Genomic DNA, 18,807 nt, shown 5'->3' on the forward strand with positions numbered 1-18,807 from the left:
GCGTGAGAAGGGCGGCGGCGACAATCCTCATCAACGGCTCCTTACGGCATCGTCACGCGGGGCCGGCCGGCGGCCATGTCATAGTCGCGGAACACACCGGCGACACGGATGCGGTAATCGGTGAACAGCAGCTCGATCCCTTCCTGCTGTGCCTTCTTGTGATTGGCCACCTTATACCACGCCTCGACCGCCTGCTCATCGCGCCAGGTGGACAGCGACAGATACTTGTTCTCGGTCACCAGGCTCTTGAAACGCTCCACCGAGATGAAGCCATCCACCTGATCCAGCTCGCGGCGCAGGCTGGCGGCAATCTCGAAATAGCGGTCGCCCTTCGCCGGGTCGAGATACACCTCGAACAGTACCACCACCATATCGCGCCTCTCCCGTTTTGCCTGGCCCCGGTTTCTTACCGCCGGATATAGGCCTCCCAAAGCGCAAGGTCAAAGCATGGTGCTCGACCTCCTTTCGCAGGTCCGATGCAGAGAGACCGCGCCTTACCGTCCGTCACCCCCGCATTTATTGCGGGGGGTCCAGGCTTCCGCTTACTGGATCGTCGGTCGAGTGGGCTGAACCCTGGATTCCCGGGACAAGCCCGGGAATGACGGTCGGAGTGGATAAACGCCAATCACCACGCAAGGTAACGCCAGTGAGCCTCTTGACCCGCCCCGGCCCCGCGCCATCTGCTAATATGCACGCCATCATTCTTCGGGACATGCAGAGGGGGAGATGCCGCATGATCCGCTTTGCCCGACGGACCTTCCTCGCCCTGCTGGCCCTTATCTGCCTCCTCGCCGCCCCGCCAGCATCGACACCAGCGCGCGCTGATAATCTGGATCTGCTGCTGGTGCTGGCCGCCGACGGCTCCGGCTCCATTGATGAGGACGAGTTCAAGCTGCAGCGCGAGGGCTATGCCGCCGCAATCAGCGATCCGCGCGTCGTGCAGGCGATCCAGTCCGGCTATGGCGGCGCGATTGCCGTCGCCCTCATCGAATGGGGCGCACCAACCTCCCAACACATCATCGTGGAATGGACGGTGATCCGGGATCAGGCCAGCGCCGATGGATTCGCCGCCGCCATCCTGGCCGCCCCACGCAAGGCCTTCGGCTATAATTCGATCTCCAACGCCATCGCCTATTCCGCGACGCTGATGCGCGAAAGCGGCCTGAAGGCGCCGCGCAAGGTGATCGATGTGTCGGGCGACGGGCCGCAGATCGGCGGCATGCCGCTGGAGCGCATCCGCAACGAGGCCATCGACGAGGACATCACCATCAACGCGCTGGCGATCAACAACAAGGACGGCATGCTGCGCGGCCCCGGCGGCATGCCGCTGGACGAGCATTACCGGCGCGATGTGATCGGCGGCTTCGGCGCCTTCGTGGAAGTGGCGGAAAGCCGCGCCGACCTGAACCGCGCGCTGCTGAAGAAGCTGATCCGGGAAATCGCCGATGCCCGCCCTACAGGCCGGGCACTGGCCGAACGCTAGGCCTCAGCCCAGCCGCTCTGGCACATAACCCTCCGGCAGCATTGGCACATGGCCGTGATCGCTGGCGATCCGGTCGAGCCAGAGCCCGATGGCGGGATAGCGAGACAGGGTGAAACCGCCATCCTCCGCCGCATGGGTATAGGCGTAAAGCGCGATGTCGGCGATGGTCATGGAATTGCCGACGAAGTAGGAACGGCTGAGCAGGTGCCGTTCCATCACCTCCAGCGCCGCCTCGCCGCGCTCCCGCTTGTCCGGCTCCTGCTGGCGGCGGGCCGCGTCCATCGGCCCGTGTCGGTACCAGAAGCGCAGCACGGCGAGATAGGGCTCGTGGCTGTACTGCTCGAAGAACATCCAGTGCAGCACCTGGGCGCGCGCCAGCCGGTCTTCCGGCCAGAAACGCGTCCCCTCCGCCAGATAATAGAGGATGGCGTTCGACTCGGCGATGACCGTGCCATCCTCCAGTTCCAGCGCGGGAATACGGCCGTTCGGGTTCTTCGCCAGGAAGTCCTTCGTACGGCTCGCGCCCTTTAGAATGTCCAGCTCGACCAGCTCATAGGCCAGCCCCAGCTTGGCCAGCAGAAGCCGGACCTTATAGCCGTTGCCGGAATCGAGATAATCGTACAGCCGGAGCATCAGGCCCGCAGTTCCGCCGGCTCGGCCGACAGCGGCTGCGGCAGCTTGTTCAGCATCTCCTTCGGCACGACCTGCCAGAAGGTGCCGGCTTCCAGCTTCCAGTCGATCAGCAGGCGTTGCGCGAAGGCGGAATGTGTCTCCTCCGCATGGCGGCGGATCAGCGACTGCAGCACCTCCGTCCAGTAGGGCGACTCCAGACGCTGCCAGATGACCGTCTCCGGATTCACCCGGCGCTCGAAGGAACCGTCGCTGTCATGGATGAAGGCCATGCCCCCGGTCATGCCGGCGGCGAAATTGTCGCCTACCGGCCCCAGGATGGCGACGGTGCCGCCGGTCATGTACTCACAGCCGTTCGAGCCGCAGCCCTCGACCACCGCCTCGGCGCCGGAATTGCGCACGGCGAAGCGCTCGCCCGCCTGGCCGGCGGCGAACAGCGTGCCCGCCGTCGCCCCGTACAGCACCGTGTTGCCGATGATCGTGTTCTCGTTGGTCACCAGCGGGCTGGAGGTCATCGGCCGCACCACGATGGCGCCGCCCGACAGCCCCTTGCCGACATAGTCGTTGGCGTCGCCGAACACTTCCAGCTTGATGCCCTGCACGGCGAAGGCACCCAGCGACTGGCCGGCCGAACCGCGCAGGCGGACCGTCAGGTGGCCGGGCTGCAGCCCCGTCATCCCGTATTTGCGCACGATGTGGCTGGACAGCCGCGTGCCGATGGCGCGCATCGTGTTCGAGATGTTGTAGGTCAGCTGCATCTTCTCGCCGTCCTTCAGGAACGGCTTGGCATCGGCCAGCATCTTGGCGTCCAGCGTGTCGGGCACCTCATTGCGGCCTTCCAGAGTGCAGTAGCGCGGATAATCGCCGGGGTCGGCCTGCGCCAGGATGGCGTTCAGGTCCAGCGCGTCCACGTCGGACGAGCCGCGATTGACCTGGGCCAGCAAGTCGGACCGGCCAACGATGTCGTTCAGCGTGTTCACACCCAGCGAGGCGAGGATTTCGCGCACTTCCTCGGCGACGAAGCTGAACAGGTTCACCACCTTCTCCGGCGTGCCCTCAAACTTGGCGCGCAGCTCCTCATCCTGCGAGCAGATGCCGACCGGGCAGGTGTTGGAATGGCACTGCCGCACCATCAGGCAGCCCATCGCCACCAGCGAGGCGGTGCCGAGGCCGAATTCCTCCGCCCCCAGCATGGCGGCGATCACCACGTCGCGGCCGGTCTTGATGCCGCCATCGACGCGCAGCGTCACGCGGTGGCGCAGCCGGTTCAGCGTCAGCACCTGATGCACCTCCGACAGCCCCATCTCCCAGGGGATGCCGGCATATTTGATGGAGGTCTGCGGGCTGGCTCCAGTGCCGCCGGAATGGCCCGAGATCAGGATCGTGTCAGCCTTCGCCTTGGCCACGCCGGCGGCGATGGTGCCGATGCCGCTGCGCGCCACCAGCTTCACGCACACCTTGGCCTCGGGGTTGATCTGCTTCAGGTCGTAGATCAGCTGCGCCAGATCCTCGATTGAGTAGATGTCGTGATGCGGCGGCGGGCTGATCAGCGTCACGCCGGGCGTGGAATGGCGCAGCCGGGCGATCAGGCCGGTGACCTTCATGCCGGGCAGCTGGCCGCCCTCGCCGGGCTTTGCGCCCTGCGCCATCTTGATCTCGATCTCGCGGCAATTGTTGAGGTACTCCGCCGTCACACCAAAGCGGCCAGAAGCGATCTGCTTGATCGCGGAGCTGGGATTGTCGCCGTTCGGCCGTGGCTTGTAGCGTGCCGGGTCCTCGCCGCCCTCGCCGGAATCGGACTTGGCGCCGATCCGGTTCATGGCAATGGACAGGGTCTCGTGCGCCTCCGGCGAGAGCGCGCCCAGCGAGATGCCGGGGGCAACCAGTCGCTTGCGGATTTCGGTGATGGAATCGACTTCCTCGACCGGGATCGCCTCCTTCTGCGGGCGGAAATCTAGCAGGTCGCGCAGGCTGACCGCCGGCATCTGCCGCACCGTCTCGGCATACTTCCGGTAGGTCGAGTAGCTGTCATTGTCGCAGGCGTGCTGCAGCATATGGATCAGCGAGCCCTCGAAGGCATGCGTCTCGCCGCGCTGGCGGAAGCGGTAGAAACCGCCGACCGGCAGGGCGGTGAAGTCCTCGGCATAACCGCGCCCGTGCTGTGCCAGCACCTGACGCTGGATGCCGGGCAGGCCGATGCCGGAAATGCGGCTGGGCATGCCGGGGAAGAATTCGGCGACCAGCGCGCGCGACAGGCCGATGGCCTCGAAATGATAGCCGCCGCGATAGCTGGACAGCACCGAGATGCCCATCTTGGACATGATCTTCAGCAGGCCCTCGTCCAGCGCCTTCTTGTAGCGCCGCACGCATTCCTCAAGGCTCATGCCCGGGAACAGGCCGCGGGCATGGCGGCCGGCAATGGCCTCCTGCGCCAGATAGGCGTTCACCGTGGTGGCGCCGACGCCGATCAGCACCGCGACGTAATGCACGTCCAGGCATTCGCCGGAGCGGACATTCAGCGAGGTGAAGGTGCGCAGATTCTGCCGCACCAGATGGCTGTGCACGGCACCGACGGCGAGGATCATCGGGATCGCCGCACGATCCTCGTTCATCGCCTCGTCCGACAGGATCACATGGGCGCAGCCGCCACGCACCGCCTCCTCCGCCTCGCGGCGGATGCGGGTAATGGCCTGGCGCAGCGCTTCCTCACCATCCTCGCCGGCATCGAAGGTGCAGTCGATATCGACCGCCATGTCGCCCATATAGGCGCGCATCGCCTCGAATTCGGCGCTGGACAGCACCGGGCTTTCCAGCAGCAGGTGCTGGCACTGGGTCGGGTCCTCGTCGAGGATGTTGCCAAGATTGCCCAGGCGGGTCTTCAGCGTCATCACCCGGCGTTCGCGCAAAGAATCGATCGGCGGGTTGGTGACCTGGCTGAAATTCTGCCGGAAGAAATGATGCAGCCCGCGATAGGTCTGCGACAGCACGGCGACCGGCGTGTCGTCGCCCATCGAGCCGACAGCCTCCTTCGCGTCCTCGACCATCGGCTGCAGGATCAGTTCCAGATCCTCCAGCGACCAGCCATAGGCCACCTCGCGGCGGCGCAACTCCTCGCGCGACAGGTAGGCCGGCTCGCTCTGGTCGCCGCGGATCAGCTTGTCCAGCTTCACCGAGCCGGCAATCCAATCGCCGAACGGACGCTTGCCGGCCAGATGATCCTTCAGCGGCCCGTCATGGAACACCCGGCCGGTGGCCAGATCGACGCCGATCATCTCACCCGGGTCGAGCCGGCCCTTCTCCAGGACGCGGCTTTCATCGACCTTCACCATGCCTGTCTCGGAGCCGGCGATCAGCAGCTTGTCGCCGGTGACGGTGTAGCGCATCGGGCGCAGGCCGTTGCGGTCCATGCCGCCGATCACCCAGTCGCCGAAGCAGGCGGCAATCGCCGCCGGACCATCCCACGGCTCCATGACCGAGTTGCAGTAGGCGTACATGTCCTTCACCGCCTGCGGCAGGTCAGTATGCTCGCCCCAGGCCTCCGGCATCATCATGGTCTTCACCATGGGCAGCTCGCGGCCACCCTGGCACAGCAATTCGAACACTGCGTCGAGCGCCGCCGAGTCGGAACTGCCGGACTGGATGACCGGCTTCAGATCCTCGCCATGGTCGCCGAAGGCCGGCGCAGCCATGCGCGTCTCATGCGACATCATCCAGTTGATGTTGCCCTTCACCGTGTTGATCTCGCCATTATGCGCCAGCACGCGGAAGGGCTGGGCCAGACGCCAGGTCGGGAAGGTGTTGGTGGAATAGCGCTGGTGATAGATCGCGAAGCGCGACACGAAGCGCTCGTCCAGCAGGTCAGGATAGAAGATCGTCAGCTGCTCCGCCAGGAACATGCCCTTGTAGATGATCGAGCGGCAGGACAGCGAGCAGATGTAGAATTCGGTGATGTGCGCGTCCAGCACCCGCTTCTCGATGCGCCGGCGGATGATGTAGAGGTCACGCTCGAAAGTCGTCTCCGGCACGCCCTTGGAGTTGCAGATCATGATCTGCTCGATCTCCGGGCGGGTCGCGTTTGCCTTGTCGCCGATCACCTCGATGCTGATCGGCACCTGGCGCCAGCCATAGATGGTATAGCCGAAATTCAGGATCTCGGTCTCGACGATGGAGCGGCAGGTCTCCTGCTGGTCGAAGCTGGTGCGCGGCAGGAACACCTGGCCGACAGCCATGCGCGTGCTGTCGGTCCGGAAGCCCAGACGCTCGACGACTTCGCGGAAGAAATCCTGCGGAATCTCGATATGGATGCCGGCGCCGTCGCCGGTCTTGCCGTCGGCATCGACGGCGCCACGGTGCCACACCGCCTTCAGCGCGTTGATGCCGGCCTCGACCACGTCGCGGCGGGCGGTCGCATCCAGCGAGGCGACGAACCCGACGCCGCAGGCATCATGCTCGTCAGCCGGATCATACAGGCCGGTCTCGGCCAGGATTTCGGCGTTGCGGCGATATTCGGAAACGAACTGCTGGCCGCTGTCCTGCTTGATCTTCTCGATACCCATTATCCGGCCCTCCCTCAGGATGCCATGGCGAGCGACTTGCCGCCCGCGCTCTTCTCGGTTTCCGCCCCAGCCTTGGCCTGCCCCGCCTTGCCCTGGATGAAGCGGTGGATGCTTTCCGCCACATCCCGGCCATCGCGCACCGCCCACACCACCAGCGAGGCGCCGCGCACGATGTCGCCAGCGGCAAACACGCCGTCCAGCTTGCTCATCATGGTGCGGTGATTGACCTTCACCGTGCCCCAGCGCGTCACTTCCAGCCCCGGCTGGCCGAACAAGGCCGGCAGGTCTTCCGGGTCGAAGCCCAGCGCCTTGATGACGAGGTCGGCCGGATGAGTCTCCGACGAGCCCTCAATGGGCTGCGGCGTCTGCCGGCCGGTGGCGTCCGGCACGCCCAGATGCATGCGGATGGCGCGCACGCCGGTGACAGTGTCGTCGCCGATGAAGGCCTCAGGCGCCGACAGCCAGACGAACTCCACACCCTCTTCCTCGGCGTGATGCACCTCACGCTGGCTGCCCGGCATGTTCGCCTTGTCGCGGCGATAAAGGCACTTCACCGATGTGGCCCCCTGGCGGATGGCGGTGCGCACGCAGTCCATCGCGGTGTCGCCGCCGCCAATGACCACGACATTCTTGCCAGCCGCATTCAGCGAGCCATCGTCATAGGCCGGCACCTCGTCGCCCAGCCCCTTGCGGTTGGAGGCGACCAGATAATCCAGCGCCGGCACGATGTTGCCCAGCCCCACGCCCGGCAGCTTGATGTCGCGCGCCTTGTAGACGCCGGTGGCAATCAGCACCGCGTCATGGCGCTCGCGCAGCTCGTCCATCGTGACGTCGCGGCCAATATCGCAGTTGAAGTGATAGATGATGCCGGCATCCTGCAGCAACCTGGTGCGGCGCTCGACCACTTCCTTCTCCAGCTTGAAGCCGGGAATGCCGTAGATCATCAGCCCGCCGCCACGGTCATAGCGGTCGTAGATATGGACCTGATAGCCCTTCTTGCGCAGCTGCTCGGCCGCCGCCATGCCCGCCGGGCCGGCGCCGATGATGCCGACCGAGTGCTCCAGCTCGCGACGCGGCTTCGGCACCTTCACCCAGCCCTTCTCCCAGGCGGTGTCGGTGATGTACTTCTCGACCGAGCCGATGGTGACCGAGTTGAAGCCCTTCTCGATAACGCAATTGCCCTCGCACAGCCGGTCCTGCGGGCAGATGCGGCCGCAGATTTCCGGCATGTTGTTGGTCGCCGAGGAAACCTCGTAGGCCTCCTCCAGGCGCCCTTCGGCGGTCAGCATCAGCCAGTCGGGGATGTTGTTCTGCAAGGGGCAGTGGACCTGGCAGAAGGGCACGCCGCACTGCGAGCAGCGCGCGGCCTGCTCGGCGGCATGTTTCGGCTCGAAGCGGGAATAGATTTCCTGGAAATCCTGCCGGCGCGTCTCGACACCCCGCTTTTCGGGCATGTTCTGCGGCACGGTGACGAACTTCAGCATCTTGCTTGCCATCGGGCTGGCTCCCTATTGCTTCATTTCCGGCGCGCGCTGCCCCCGTTGCACATCTTCCGGTCCGTTTTGGGGCCGGAAGGGCGCGCGCACCTCCGCCGGCCTGCTCGCGGAGGCCGACCGGAGGACTGCTATACGCACGAAACCCGCATATGGCGAGTAAAAAATCAGGATTAGGACCGAATTGATACCTATATAACAGGAATTTCATTCTTTCCCGATCAGGGCGGATTCCGATCCAACGAAGGTCATTTGTAAATAGGTCGCACAAGTGACCTATTTTGGCGATGGGGGGCGCCTTCGCAAAATGCTATATAGTCAGCCGCTTGCGGGCGGCGGCAGGCTGGCCGCGCCCCTCTCCTCGCCTGCATGGTGCTGTCTTGCCGCTGCTTCATCTGATTGTCCTCGCCCTGGTGCAGGGCATTACCGAATTCCTGCCGATCAGCTCCTCCGCGCATCTGATTCTGGTGCCCTATGTCACCGGCTGGCAGGATCAGGGCCCGTTGCTCGATGTGGCGGTGCATGTCGGCACGCTGCTGGCGGTGCTGATCTATTTCTGGCGCGATGTCTGGGAGATGCTGCGCGGCCTGATGCTGGCGCTGCGCGGCAAGCGCTCGCCGGGGCAGCGGATGATCGTGCATCTGGTGATCGCCACCATCCCCGCCATCCTGGCTGGCTATCTGCTGCACAAATATGCCGGCGACGCGCTGCGCAGCGTGGCGATCATCGCCTGGGCGACCATCGGCTTCGGCGTGCTGCTCTATATCGCGGACAAGATCGGCATGACGGTCCGCCGCATCGAACACATGAACATCGGCACCGCCCTGCTGCTGGGCCTTGCGCAGGTGCTGGCCTTCATCCCCGGTACTAGCCGGTCGGGCATCACCATGACGGCAGCACGCTTCCTGGGCTATGAGCGCGCCGACACGGCACGGTTTTCGATGCTGATGTCGATTCCGGTGATTGCCGGCGCCGGTCTGCTGGGCGCTCTCGACCTGGTCGAGGCAGGCGATGTGCGGCTGACCGAGGATGCGCTGATCGGCGCCGGCCTCGCCTTCATCTCGGCGCTGATCGCGATTGCCCTGATGATGCGCTGGCTGCGCCGGGCGAGCTTCACGCCCTTCGTGATCTACCGGATGCTGCTGGGCGCGGCCCTGTTGGCGCTGATCTATCTCTGAGGCTTACGCCGCGTAGCGGCTGTAATGCCCGCCCCGCCGGAAGCGCTCCATATAGGCCGGCAGGATGACTTCGACCGTGGTCGGCTCGATACCGAGATCGGCCAGGGTCAGCGCGCCTTCGGAAACCACATTGTCGTTCTTCAGCAGCGTCACCTGATCGCGGGTCAGCGGCGGCACTGGCAGCAGCTGCAGGACGCTGGCCTGCAGCTCCGCAATGCCGAACGGCACCGGGACCAGCAGGCGGCTGCGGCCAATGGTGGCCAGCATCAGCTCCATCAGCGCCTTGAAGCTGTAGGCCTTCGGACCGCCCAGCTCATAGGTCTTGCCCTGTGCCTTCGGGTCGGACAGGACACGCAGCACCGCATCGGCGACATCGCCAACATAGACCGGCTGGAACAATGTGTGGCCGCCGCCGATCAGCGGCAGGGCCGGCGACAGCCGCGCCATCGCGGCGAAACGGTTGAAGAAGCCATCCTCCGGCCCGAACACAATGCTGGGGCGCAGGATCGTGGCTTCCGGGAAAACCTCACGGACAGCCGCCTCACCCGCCGCCTTGGAACGCGCATAAGCGGAGTCGGACTCGGCATCGGCACCAATCGCAGAGATCTGCACCAGCGCCCTGGCATCTGCCGCCTTCGCGGCCTCGGCAATGGTCCGGGCCGCCTGGTGATGCACCGCATCGAAACCGTGACCGTGACCCGAGGGATACAGGATGCCGACCAGATTGACGACCGCATCGGCGCCCTGCACGGCGCGTGCGACCGACTCCGCGTCGGTGATGTCGCAGCTGATCGGCGTGATCTGGCCGACATTGCCCATCGGCTTCAGGAATTTCGCGCGCTCGACATGGCGCACCGCGACATTGACGCGCGCACCCGTCTTGGCCAGCCGCTGAACGACATAGCGGCCGATAAAGCCCGAGCCGCCGAAAACCGTCACCACCTTATCGCTCATTGCCCATTCCTCAGCCTGGCGGGTGTTCCCGCGACATTGCCTGCGCGCCTCTCATACTACACCGGTCATGGCAGGTAAATCGACCCGGCGCATCTATTTAGCGGCTCTTTTCCGGGGCGGACACGGGAAGCGGGCACAGGGCGCCAAAGATTTTTCAAAACCATGAAGAATCGTATTGACAGAAGCCCGTCTCTTCTCGATTTTACGGCGCTCCAAGCCGTGCCCAGGTGGCGGAATTGGTAGACGCGCAGGTTTCAGGTACCTGTGGCCGAAAGGTCGTGGAAGTTCGAGTCTTCTCCTGGGCACCATCTCTTGCACCATGTCGCAAGAGCAGCTGGCATAAACAGGCCGGCGGTCATCATACCGGCGCCAGCCGGACAGAGACCGGAGGTACTGTTGACAATCCATCTTCATAAAGGCGACCTGCCCGACGGCCTCGACCTCGGCACCTGCGTTGCCCTCGACAGCGAGACCATGGGCCTGCGCCCCGGCCGCGACCGGCTGTGCCTCGTGCAGCTTTCGGCCGGCGATGGCGAGAGCCATCTGGTGCAGTTCGCGCCCGGCCAGTATGACGCGCCGAACCTGAAGCGGCTGCTGACCGACCCCAAGGTCACCAAGCTGTTTCATTATGCCCGCTTCGACATTGCCGTGTTCCGGCATTATCTGGGCGTCGAGACGGCGCCGCTCTACTGCACGAAGATTGCCTCCAAGCTGGTGCGCACCTATACCGACCGCCACGGGCTGAAGGATCTGTGCCGCGAGCTGCTGGGCGTCGATCTGTCGAAGCAGCAGCAATCCTCCGACTGGGGTGCTGATGAGCTGACCCAGGAGCAGCTGGCCTATGCCGCCTCCGACGTCCTGCATCTGCACAAGCTGAAGGCAGTGCTGGACGAGCGCCTGGCGCGCGAGGGGCGCACGGAAATCGCGGAGGCCTGCTTCCGCTTCCTGCCGACCCGTGCCGCACTCGATCTCGGCGGCTGGGCGGAAGAGGATATCTTCGCGCATTAGCGCCTTGCGCCTGGCATAACTCTTGGCCTCGGGGGCCGGAGTCCACATATCTGAGCCGACATATCTGACAGGGACATCCGCGGTTTCGTTGACCGTCAGGAGTCTGCCGCCCATAATCCGCGGGCGGTGCCCTGCAAACATGATGCCAGAGCGCCGCGCCTATACCGCCGGTACAAGAAGACGGGCGCTAGAAGACCGGCATTGAGAAGACCGGGGGTAATCCCCCAGGGGAGACAGTGAGCAGCCAGACGCACATCCCGCAGGACGCAAACGCCGATTGGCCGGCCCCGACGCCGCCCAGGAGCAGGCGCGCGCGCCGTTTGCCGGTCGCCGGCTACAGCCGCATGGTCTTCCTGATGAAGGTGCTGCTGCCATCGATCGCGGTGGTCCTGGTCGGGCTCGTGATCGCCTGGCCGGAGCTGATCTCCGACGATGGCCGCTTCCGGCTGAACGCGGTACGCATCGATCAGCGCGATGCCGAAACCCTGCGCATGGTGAACCCGCGCTATGTCGGTACCGACGACCGCAACCAGCCTTTCAACGTCACCGCCGACGTCGCCACGCAATCCAGCGGCAATTCCAACCTGGTGACACTGGATCATCCCAAGGCCGATATCGCGCTGCAGGATGGCTCATGGGTCGCGCTGACCGCCAGCGACGGCCTCTATCACCGCGACCGGCAATCCATCGACCTGAAGGGGGCGGTGAACATCTTCCACGATTCGGGCTATGAGTTCCGTTCGGAATCGGCCCTGATCGATCTGAAGGCCGGCACGGCTGCCGGCGAGCAAACGGTCACCGGGCAAGGTCCCGGCGGCGACATCGAGGCCGAAGGCTTCCAGATTCTCGACCGTGGCGCGCGCATCCTGTTCACCGGCAAGGCGCGCCTCGTCATGTATCCCGCGGCGGGAGGATGACCCCGACAATGCCGAGATCCGCCAGGCTTTCTCTTCCGTCCCTTCTGTCCGCCCTCCTGCCCGCCGCCCTTGTCGCCACGCTGCTCTGCCTTGCCGCCCTGCCCGCTGCCACGCCGGCCGGCGCGCAGGCACTGTCCACCCTTGGCGGCGGCAACGCCCCGGTGACGGTGGAGGCCGATAACGGCATCGAATGGCTGCGCGATGCGCGCCAGTACATCGCGCGTGGCAATGCAAGGGCGACACAGGGCGAGGTGACGGTGCGCGCCGACCGGCTGATCGCGAGCTACCGCGAGGCGGCGGACGGCAGCACCCAGATCTTCCAGCTGGAGGCCGACGGGAATGTACGCATCGCCTCGCCGACGGAAACCGCCTATGGCGACCGTGCGGTCTATGACATTGACAGTCAGCGAATGCGACTGACCGGGCAGAATCTGCGGCTGGTATCGGCCGAGGACACGGTAACGGCGCGTGAACGCATCGACTATTTCCAGCAGGAGAAGAGGGCCGTCGCGGTGGGCGATGCCGTCGCCAAGCGCGGCGACCGGACAATCCGGGCCGATACGCTGACCGCGCGCTTCACCGAGGACAAGGCCGGCAAGCAGCAGCTTTCGCGTGTCGATGCCGATGGCAATGTCGTCATCACCACGCCGAACGAAATCGCACGTAGCCGGCAAGCCGTCTATACTGTGGCCAATGAGACGGCGGTCCTGTCTGGAGATGTAAAGATCACCCAGGGCAAGAACCAGCTGAACGGCCAGCGCGCCGAGGTGAATCTGCGCACCGGCGTCAGCAGGCTGCTGGCTGGCACGGGCGGGGATGGCCGGGTAAAAGGTATCTTCGTGCCGCAGGAGGGCAGTTCGCTGCCCGGCCGCAGGACGCAATAGGCCCCTCCCCAGAGTAAGGGCAAGAAAGGATGGCGATGAACCAGCACGGTCCCCGATCCGCCGCCGAGAGCGAGGCCACCGGCACCGGCGCAGGCCCGCGCCTGGTCGCCGACAACCGGGGGCTGTCCGCCGTCAACCTCGGCAAGCAGTACAAGAAGCGGCCGGTGTTGCGTGGCGTCAGCGTCTCCGTGCAGCGCGGCGAGGCGGTCGGGCTGCTGGGCCCGAACGGCGCTGGCAAGACCACCTGCTTCTACATCATCACCGGGCTGATCGCGCCCGACTACGGCACCATCGCCCTTGACGGGGAGGACATCACCGACCTGCCGATGTACCGGCGCGCGCGCCTCGGTATCGGCTACCTGCCGCAGGAGGCTTCGATCTTCCGCGGCCTGACCGTGGAGCAGAACATCCGCGCGGTGCTGGAGGTGGTCGAGGCCGACCCGGCGCGGCGCGAGGAACAGCTGGACGAGCTGCTGGCGGAATTCTCCATCACCCATTTGCGCCGCACGCCGTCCATGGCGCTGTCCGGCGGCGAGCGCCGCCGTGTCGAGATCGCCCGCGCGCTCGCCTCGCGCCCCAGCTTCATCCTTCTGGACGAGCCGCTGGCCGGCATCGACCCCATCGCCGTGGGCGATATCCGCGACCTTGTCTCGCACCTGAAGGACCGGGGGATCGGCGTGCTGATCACCGACCACAATGTGCGCGAGACGCTGGAGATCGTGGACCGCGCCTACATCCTGCATGACGGGCGGGTGCTGATGGAGGGTGTGCCGTCCGAGATCGTGGACGATGCCGACGTTCGCCGGGTCTATCTCGGGGAACGGTTCAGCTTGTGATGCGTACGTAACCGGTCGGGCGGGGCGGGACGATCATGGCATTGGCGCAGCGGTTAGACCTGAGACAGTCGCAGGCGTTGGTGATGACGCCGCAGCTGCAGCAGGCCATCAAGCTGCTGCAGCTCTCCAACCTGGAACTGGCCGACTTTATCGAGCGCGAGATCGAGCAGAACCCGCTGCTGGAGCGCGACGATGGCGATGGCGACATCCGCATCGAGGGCGGCATCGACGCCGATCTCGACCGCGACGATACGCCCCTGGCCTCCTCCGACCGGCAGGACACCTCCCTGCTGACCGGCAGCGGCACCCTGCCAGGCGAGGGCGACGGGCCGCTGGATTCCGACTCCGGCGACCAGAATCTCTGGAGCAGCAACGAATATACCGGCGAGGGCAGCGACGGCGAATCGCTGAACTGGAAGACCTCCGGTGGCGGCGGTGGCGATTTCAGCGACGAGGAGGACCAGCGCGACCGCACGCTGGCCGCGGAGAAAAGCCTGTCCGACCATCTGAACGAACAGGTCGGGGCGGATTTCGCCGACCCGTTGGAGCGCGCCATCGCCAGCTACATGATCGGGCTGCTGGACGATTGCGGCTGGTTCACCGCCGGCTGCGAGACTGTCGCGGACTCGCTCGGCTGTACGCTGGAACAGGTGGAGTCTGTGCTGGACCGGCTGCAGCGGCTGGACCCGCCCGGCATCTTCGCCCGTTCGCTGAAGGAATGCCTGGCCCTGCAGCTGCGCGAGAAGGACCGGCTGGACCCGGCGATGCAGGCGCTGCTCGACAATCTGGAGCTGCTGGCGCGCCGTGACCTCGCAGCCCTGCGCCGGATCTGCGGCGTCGATAATGAGGACCTCGCCGACATGGTGGGGGAGATCAAGGCGCTGAACCCGAAGCCGGGCGAGCGGTTCGAGCATGAAGCACCGCCGACACTGATTCCCGATGTGCTGATGCGCCCGGCCGCCGATGGCGGCTGGGAGATCGAGCTGAACAGCGACACCCTGCCACGCGTGCTGGTCAACCGGCGCTACCATGCCGCGATCAGCCGGGGCGGCCTGCGCCGGGAGGACAAGGACTACCTGTCGGAGCAGCTGCAATCGGCGAATTGGCTGGTGAAGTCGCTGCACCAGCGCGCCACCACCATCGTCAAGGTGGCGGGCGAGATCGTCCGCCAGCAAGATGCCTTTTTCCGGCATGGCATTGGCCATCTGCGCCCGCTGGTGCTGCGCGACATCGCGGACGCCATCGGCATGCATGAAAGTACAGTTAGCCGCGTCACGGCGAACAAGTACATCGCCGGCCCGCGTGGCGTGTTCGAACTGAAGTTCTTTTTCAGCGCCGCGATCTCGGCGATGGACGGTGCCGAGAGCCATTCCGCCGAGGCGGTGCGCTTCCGCATCAAGTCGCTGATCGATGCGGAGCCCGCCGATGGCGTGCTGTCGGATGACCGGATTGTCGAGATCCTGCAGAATGGCGGCATAGATATCGCCCGAAGAACAGTCGCCAAGTATCGGGAATCCATGCGCATTCCCTCATCGGTCCAGCGCCGCCGGGAAAAAAGCCTTGGACTGTGATCCGGCACACCCAATTTTTGCTTTTGTCAAGGCCTTGCCAGGCCGGCGCGCCTAAGCTTGACTCTTCAGGCGGGGGCAGTATGGTCCGCGCCTCTTGCCGGATAAAATCCGCATCGGCGGCGGACCGGCGGAGTGGATAAACACAAGAAACGGGGTGCTCGATGCAGCTCACCGTCAAGGGCAAGCAGATTGATGTCGGCGACGCCTTGCGCCAGCATATCGACAGCAATCTGCGTTCCGAGATCGAGAAGTATTTCGGGTCGGCGCTTGAAGCCAATGTCGTCATGTCACGCGATGCGGTGATGTTCACCGCCGATATCGACGTGCATGTCGGACGGGGCATCGACGTGCAGGCCAGCGGCCAGGCGGATGACGCCTATGTCGCCTTCGACAATGCCTGCGACCGGATCGCCAAGCAGTTGCGGCGCTACAAGCGCCGGCTGCGCGACCACCACAAGAACGCGGCCAGGGCTGAAGACGCCTTGTCGGCACAGCACTATGTTCTGGCGCCCGAACCGGAAGAAGACGGGGCGGAGCCTGTCGGCGATGACGCGCTGATCGTCGCCGAAATGAAGACGGAAATTCCCACGCTGACGCCGCGTGATGCGGCCATGCGGATGGATCTTGGCGGCAAGCCGGTACTGATGTTCCGCCTTGCTTCAAACGGCCGGCTGAACGTCGTCTATCGGCGTGAGGACGGCAATATAGGGTGGATCGATCCCCAGATGTAGGAACGGGCGGGCCGTGCCCGCCCCGCAACAGACACAACGGGGCCGTTTCAATCATGGAAATTATGGACCTGATCTCGCCAGATGCCGTGATCGCCTCTCTACGGGCGACCAGCAAGAAGCAGGCTTTGCAGGAGCTTGCGCGCAAGGCCGCCGACCTCACCGGTCTGGAGGAGCGGCGGATTTTCGAAGTGCTGTTGGAGCGCGAGCGCCTGGGCACCACCGGCGTGGGCAATGGCATCGCCATTCCGCATGGCAAGCTGCCGGAGCTGACGCGCCTCTACGGCATCTTCGCCCGGCTGGACAAGCCGATCGATTTCGATTCGATTGATGACGAGCCGGTCGATCTGATTTTCCTGCTGCTGGCGCCGGAATCGGCAGGTGCGGATCATCTGAAGGCGCTGGCGCGCGTCTCCCGCCTGCTGCGCGACCGCACCATCTGCAGCAAGCTGCGCGGCTGCGACACGGCGGACGGGCTCTATGCCGTGCTGACACAGGCACCGGCCAGCCACGCCGCCTGAGAAGCGGAGAGCCCTAAAAGGCTGGAACCGGGCGCCGCAAGGGCGCCCTGATCCGCTCCCCTGGCCCGATCAATGAACCAGCAGCGGCTCCATGTCGTTCTGGCGGATCGTCGCCATCGCCAGCGCGACATTGTCCACGACCAGCATTTCGGTGCCATCTGCCGCATGGATGGCAAAGCTGGCCGGACCCTCTTTTGAAGAGACCCTGCGGATATAGGCCACATCGTTCAGACCCAGCATGACCAGATCCTGATGCGACATCGGGTGGAATTTCTGAAGCATGTTCATGGTCACTATCCCATATTCCTCCGGGCGGCCTGTGGCAAGCAGCCTGCGCCCGGTCCGGACGCCCCATAGTGGGGGCAAATCACTGATGATTGGTTAAGATACCGTCTTGATCGCGATGCGCTGGACCGCCGCTTCTGGCTCCGGGCGTTCCAGATCGACGTGCAGCAGGCCATTGTTCAGGGTCGCCGCACTGACCTTCAGCCCCTCGGCAAGCACAAAGCTGCGCTGGAACTGACGGGTGGCAATGCCGCGATGAACGAAGACCCGCTCCGTCTCCTCGACCTGCCGGCCACGAATCTGCAACTGGTTTCCCTCGACGAGCACTTCCAGCGCCTCGGGGCCGAAACCCGCGACGGCCAGCGTGATCCGAAGCTCGTTCGGGCCGGTCTGCACAATATTGTACGGGGGATAGCTTTCGGTGGACGCCTTGCTGATGCGGTCCAGCGCCCGCTCGAAATGATCGAAGCCCAGAAGGAACGGGCTGTTGAATGCAGGCATGCGCGTCATACGACCTTCCTCTCCTCCCGATGAGCGAGACGGTCTTGAGACGGCTTCAGAAGGCCCGGTAAGCGGCGCCTGAAGCCGGCGGCCCGATTGGCGCCGCCATGCCTTATGTAGGAGAGGGGAAATACCTGATCAAGTCCCCGCCGAAGCGAGAGCGAGCGGAACACGGCCGGGGTGCCGCCTGTGGCGTACAGACGGCGGAAAGGGCCCGATGGAAGCCTGCGCGGGCAAGTACCGGCTTCAGCCGGCGAGGGCTGCCATCGGATGCACCCGGAAGCGCTGCTTGTCGGCCAGCGCCGACACCGCGATGGTGATCGAATCGCGCGACGGATCAACCGGCATCAGTCGGGCATGGGCGATCCCTTCAATGCTGACGACCCCCTCGATCATCCAGCTCGTGTCGCCCCAGCGGCTCAAGGTCTCGACCCGCATCCCCGGTTCGATATGAATGTCCTTCTTCCACAGAAACATCGAGTCCCCCATCTTTGGATATATAGGACAGCTGTGAAGATAACAGATTCGTTGTAAATCGTTAAACTAATGTTAATTCAAAAAAGAAAAATCACTCCATTTATGAAAACCAAAACCTCAACTCTTCATCTGCATATTTTCATAAATTTTTACACAATTGAATTTCCCGTTATCTTGTCAGCGTCGCCACTGACTGCGCCGGGTAAATGAAGCCATGCGCAGGATAGACATTTCCAAATGATCCTTGCGTGTTCATGAAGCGCAGCTGGCTCCAGTCATTGGCTGGAGAGACATCCATTACTGGCTGGCGGGTGTGAATTTTTCCCCGCGTCCGGGAGTCCCCGCCCCAGTTCGCGTGACTGACAAGTAGACGCCGCTCGTCGATCTGCGCAACGACCACCGCGACATGCCCGAGGCGCAACCGGCCGGTCTTCCGCAGCGCCAGCACCGCCCCCACCTTCGGCGCCTTGCCGCGGGCATAGCGCCCCTCGGCCTGGCCCCACCAGGTCCAGGCATCGCCATAGATCTCGACGCCGGAAACGGTGCGGGCAAAGGGCACGCATTGCAGGAACTCGTCCGTTTCCGGATAGGGGTTCAGCAGCGGCTCTTCTTGTGGCGGCAGAACGGCAACCGAAGGCGCCTGCGGCTTTTGCGTCGCAGCGCACCCTCCCAGGACGGCAATTGCCAGAAGCGCCAATAGAATCCGCATCATCCCCTCCTCTGTCGCAATACACAGGAATTAGACGGTAAAATCAACTCATTAAGAAAAAGCGCTGAGATTTAAC

At 64.5% G+C, this 18,807-nt stretch carries 18 protein-coding genes and 1 tRNA gene; 10 read left to right on the forward strand and 9 right to left on the reverse strand.

The window, feature by feature from the left end; translation table 11 throughout:
• Positions 1-41 precede the first annotated feature (41 nt).
• A complete protein-coding gene (locus tag MK313_RS04780; protein ID WP_008943966.1) occupies positions 42-371 on the reverse strand; it encodes an antibiotic biosynthesis monooxygenase family protein in 330 nt (109 codons plus the stop codon).
• Positions 372-733: 362 nt separating this feature from the next.
• Between MK313_RS04780 and MK313_RS04785 the strand changes: the two genes are divergently transcribed.
• Positions 734-1,483, forward strand: a complete 750-nt coding sequence (locus MK313_RS04785; RefSeq protein ID WP_287780307.1) for a DUF1194 domain-containing protein — start codon at positions 734-736, stop codon at positions 1,481-1,483.
• A 3-nt stretch (positions 1,484-1,486) separates the two neighbouring features.
• On the opposite strand, the gene MK313_RS04790 is transcribed toward MK313_RS04785, so the two are convergent.
• Genes MK313_RS04790 through MK313_RS04800 form a run of 3 tightly spaced genes read right to left on the reverse strand, consistent with a single transcriptional unit; the run spans position 1,487 to position 8,165 of the window.
• Entirely contained in the window at positions 1,487-2,116 is a 630-nt protein-coding gene (locus tag MK313_RS04790; protein WP_121220942.1) for a glutathione S-transferase family protein, read from the reverse strand.
• The gene (gene gltB / locus MK313_RS04795) at positions 2,116-6,669 is read right to left on the reverse strand and encodes a glutamate synthase large subunit (RefSeq protein WP_287780308.1); all 4,554 of its coding nucleotides are present in this window, start codon (positions 6,667-6,669) and stop codon (positions 2,116-2,118) included. Before gltB ends, MK313_RS04790 begins: the two co-directional genes overlap by 1 nt.
• Before the next feature lie 14 nt (positions 6,670-6,683).
• The gene (locus tag MK313_RS04800; RefSeq protein WP_287780309.1) at positions 6,684-8,165 is read right to left on the reverse strand and encodes an NAD(P)-dependent oxidoreductase; all 1,482 of its coding nucleotides are present in this window, start codon (positions 8,163-8,165) and stop codon (positions 6,684-6,686) included.
• A gap of 377 nt (positions 8,166-8,542) precedes the next feature.
• Here MK313_RS04800 and MK313_RS04805 point away from each other — a divergent pair, with 377 nt between their 5' ends.
• A complete protein-coding gene (locus MK313_RS04805; RefSeq protein ID WP_287780310.1) occupies positions 8,543-9,340 on the forward strand; it encodes an undecaprenyl-diphosphate phosphatase in 798 nt (265 codons plus the stop codon).
• Positions 9,341-9,343: 3 nt separating this feature from the next.
• Here MK313_RS04805 and MK313_RS04810 read toward each other — a convergent pair whose 3' ends face one another.
• Positions 9,344-10,294: a complex I NDUFA9 subunit family protein gene (locus MK313_RS04810; RefSeq protein ID WP_287780311.1), complete on the reverse strand. Its 951-nt coding sequence runs from the start codon at positions 10,292-10,294 to the stop codon at positions 9,344-9,346.
• 221 nt (positions 10,295-10,515) lie between these two features.
• On the opposite strand from MK313_RS04810, the gene MK313_RS04815 reads away from it, so the two are divergent.
• The 8 genes from MK313_RS04815 to ptsN all read left to right on the forward strand — a co-directional run bounded on the left by MK313_RS04815 (position 10,516) and on the right by ptsN (position 16,759).
• Positions 10,516-10,602, forward strand: a tRNA-Leu gene (locus MK313_RS04815).
• An 88-nt stretch (positions 10,603-10,690) separates the two neighbouring features.
• A complete protein-coding gene (locus tag MK313_RS04820; protein ID WP_121220951.1) occupies positions 10,691-11,302 on the forward strand; it encodes a ribonuclease D in 612 nt (203 codons plus the stop codon).
• Positions 11,303-11,538: 236 nt separating this feature from the next.
• Positions 11,539-12,219, forward strand: coding sequence for an LPS export ABC transporter periplasmic protein LptC (lptC, locus tag MK313_RS04825; protein ID WP_147431077.1), 681 nt, complete (start codon positions 11,539-11,541; stop codon positions 12,217-12,219).
• Between the two features lie 8 nt (positions 12,220-12,227).
• Positions 12,228-13,103 (forward strand): LptA/OstA family protein, encoded by an 876-nt coding sequence (locus tag MK313_RS04830; RefSeq protein ID WP_287780312.1) that lies wholly within the window; start codon positions 12,228-12,230, stop codon positions 13,101-13,103.
• Between the two features lie 35 nt (positions 13,104-13,138).
• Entirely contained in the window at positions 13,139-13,939 is an 801-nt protein-coding gene (lptB, locus tag MK313_RS04835) for an LPS export ABC transporter ATP-binding protein (protein ID WP_040706887.1), read from the forward strand.
• Positions 13,940-13,974: 35 nt separating this feature from the next.
• Entirely contained in the window at positions 13,975-15,510 is a 1,536-nt protein-coding gene (gene rpoN, locus MK313_RS04840; protein ID WP_287780313.1) for an RNA polymerase factor sigma-54, read from the forward strand.
• 161 nt (positions 15,511-15,671) lie between these two features.
• On the forward strand, positions 15,672-16,241 hold the full coding sequence (gene hpf, locus MK313_RS04845) for a ribosome hibernation-promoting factor, HPF/YfiA family (protein ID WP_008943954.1): 570 nt from the start codon (positions 15,672-15,674) through the stop codon (positions 16,239-16,241).
• Positions 16,242-16,294: 53 nt separating this feature from the next.
• Positions 16,295-16,759, forward strand: coding sequence for a PTS IIA-like nitrogen regulatory protein PtsN (gene ptsN / locus MK313_RS04850; RefSeq protein ID WP_008943953.1), 465 nt, complete (start codon positions 16,295-16,297; stop codon positions 16,757-16,759).
• 69 nt (positions 16,760-16,828) lie between these two features.
• On the opposite strand, the gene MK313_RS04855 is transcribed toward ptsN, so the two are convergent.
• The 4 genes from MK313_RS04855 to MK313_RS04870 form a co-directional block, all read right to left on the reverse strand.
• A complete protein-coding gene (locus tag MK313_RS04855) occupies positions 16,829-17,047 on the reverse strand; it encodes a DUF1150 family protein (RefSeq protein WP_008943952.1) in 219 nt (72 codons plus the stop codon).
• A 93-nt stretch (positions 17,048-17,140) separates the two neighbouring features.
• Positions 17,141-17,554: an Hsp20 family protein gene (locus MK313_RS04860; RefSeq protein WP_008943951.1), complete on the reverse strand. Its 414-nt coding sequence runs from the start codon at positions 17,552-17,554 to the stop codon at positions 17,141-17,143.
• Between the two features lie 237 nt (positions 17,555-17,791).
• On the reverse strand, positions 17,792-18,022 hold the full coding sequence (locus MK313_RS04865; RefSeq protein WP_008943950.1) for a hypothetical protein: 231 nt from the start codon (positions 18,020-18,022) through the stop codon (positions 17,792-17,794).
• Between the two features lie 169 nt (positions 18,023-18,191).
• Positions 18,192-18,719: a CHAP domain-containing protein gene (locus MK313_RS04870; RefSeq protein WP_287780314.1), complete on the reverse strand. Its 528-nt coding sequence runs from the start codon at positions 18,717-18,719 to the stop codon at positions 18,192-18,194.
• Positions 18,720-18,807: the final 88 nt, after the last annotated feature.

The sequence above is a fragment of the Oceanibaculum sp. genome, assembly GCF_022449305.1.
Classification (GTDB): Bacteria; Pseudomonadota; Alphaproteobacteria; order Oceanibaculales; family Oceanibaculaceae; genus Oceanibaculum; species Oceanibaculum indicum.

Bases quoted from the DNA above. Each gene is read 5' to 3' on its own strand.
- MK313_RS04780 (WP_008943966.1), bottom strand. From the start codon at position 371: ATGGTGGTGGTACTGTTCGAGGTGTATCTCGACCCGGCGAAGGGCGAC.
- MK313_RS04785 (WP_287780307.1), top strand. From the start codon at position 734: ATGATCCGCTTTGCCCGACGGACCTTCCTCGCCCTGCTGGCCCTTATC.
- MK313_RS04790 (WP_121220942.1), bottom strand. From the start codon at position 2,116: ATGCTCCGGCTGTACGATTATCTCGATTCCGGCAACGGCTATAAGGTC.
- gltB (WP_287780308.1), bottom strand. From the start codon at position 6,669: ATGGGTATCGAGAAGATCAAGCAGGACAGCGGCCAGCAGTTCGTTTCC.
- MK313_RS04800 (WP_287780309.1), bottom strand. From the start codon at position 8,165: ATGGCAAGCAAGATGCTGAAGTTCGTCACCGTGCCGCAGAACATGCCC.
- MK313_RS04810 (WP_287780311.1), bottom strand. From the start codon at position 10,294: ATGAGCGATAAGGTGGTGACGGTTTTCGGCGGCTCGGGCTTTATCGGC.
- MK313_RS04830 (WP_287780312.1), top strand. From the start codon at position 12,228: ATGCCGAGATCCGCCAGGCTTTCTCTTCCGTCCCTTCTGTCCGCCCTC.
- lptB (WP_040706887.1), top strand. From the start codon at position 13,139: ATGAACCAGCACGGTCCCCGATCCGCCGCCGAGAGCGAGGCCACCGGC.
- rpoN (WP_287780313.1), top strand. From the start codon at position 13,975: ATGGCATTGGCGCAGCGGTTAGACCTGAGACAGTCGCAGGCGTTGGTG.
- hpf (WP_008943954.1), top strand. From the start codon at position 15,672: ATGCAGCTCACCGTCAAGGGCAAGCAGATTGATGTCGGCGACGCCTTG.
- ptsN (WP_008943953.1), top strand. From the start codon at position 16,295: ATGGAAATTATGGACCTGATCTCGCCAGATGCCGTGATCGCCTCTCTA.
- MK313_RS04855 (WP_008943952.1), bottom strand. From the start codon at position 17,047: ATGAACATGCTTCAGAAATTCCACCCGATGTCGCATCAGGATCTGGTC.
- MK313_RS04860 (WP_008943951.1), bottom strand. From the start codon at position 17,554: ATGACGCGCATGCCTGCATTCAACAGCCCGTTCCTTCTGGGCTTCGAT.
- MK313_RS04865 (WP_008943950.1), bottom strand. From the start codon at position 18,022: ATGTTTCTGTGGAAGAAGGACATTCATATCGAACCGGGGATGCGGGTC.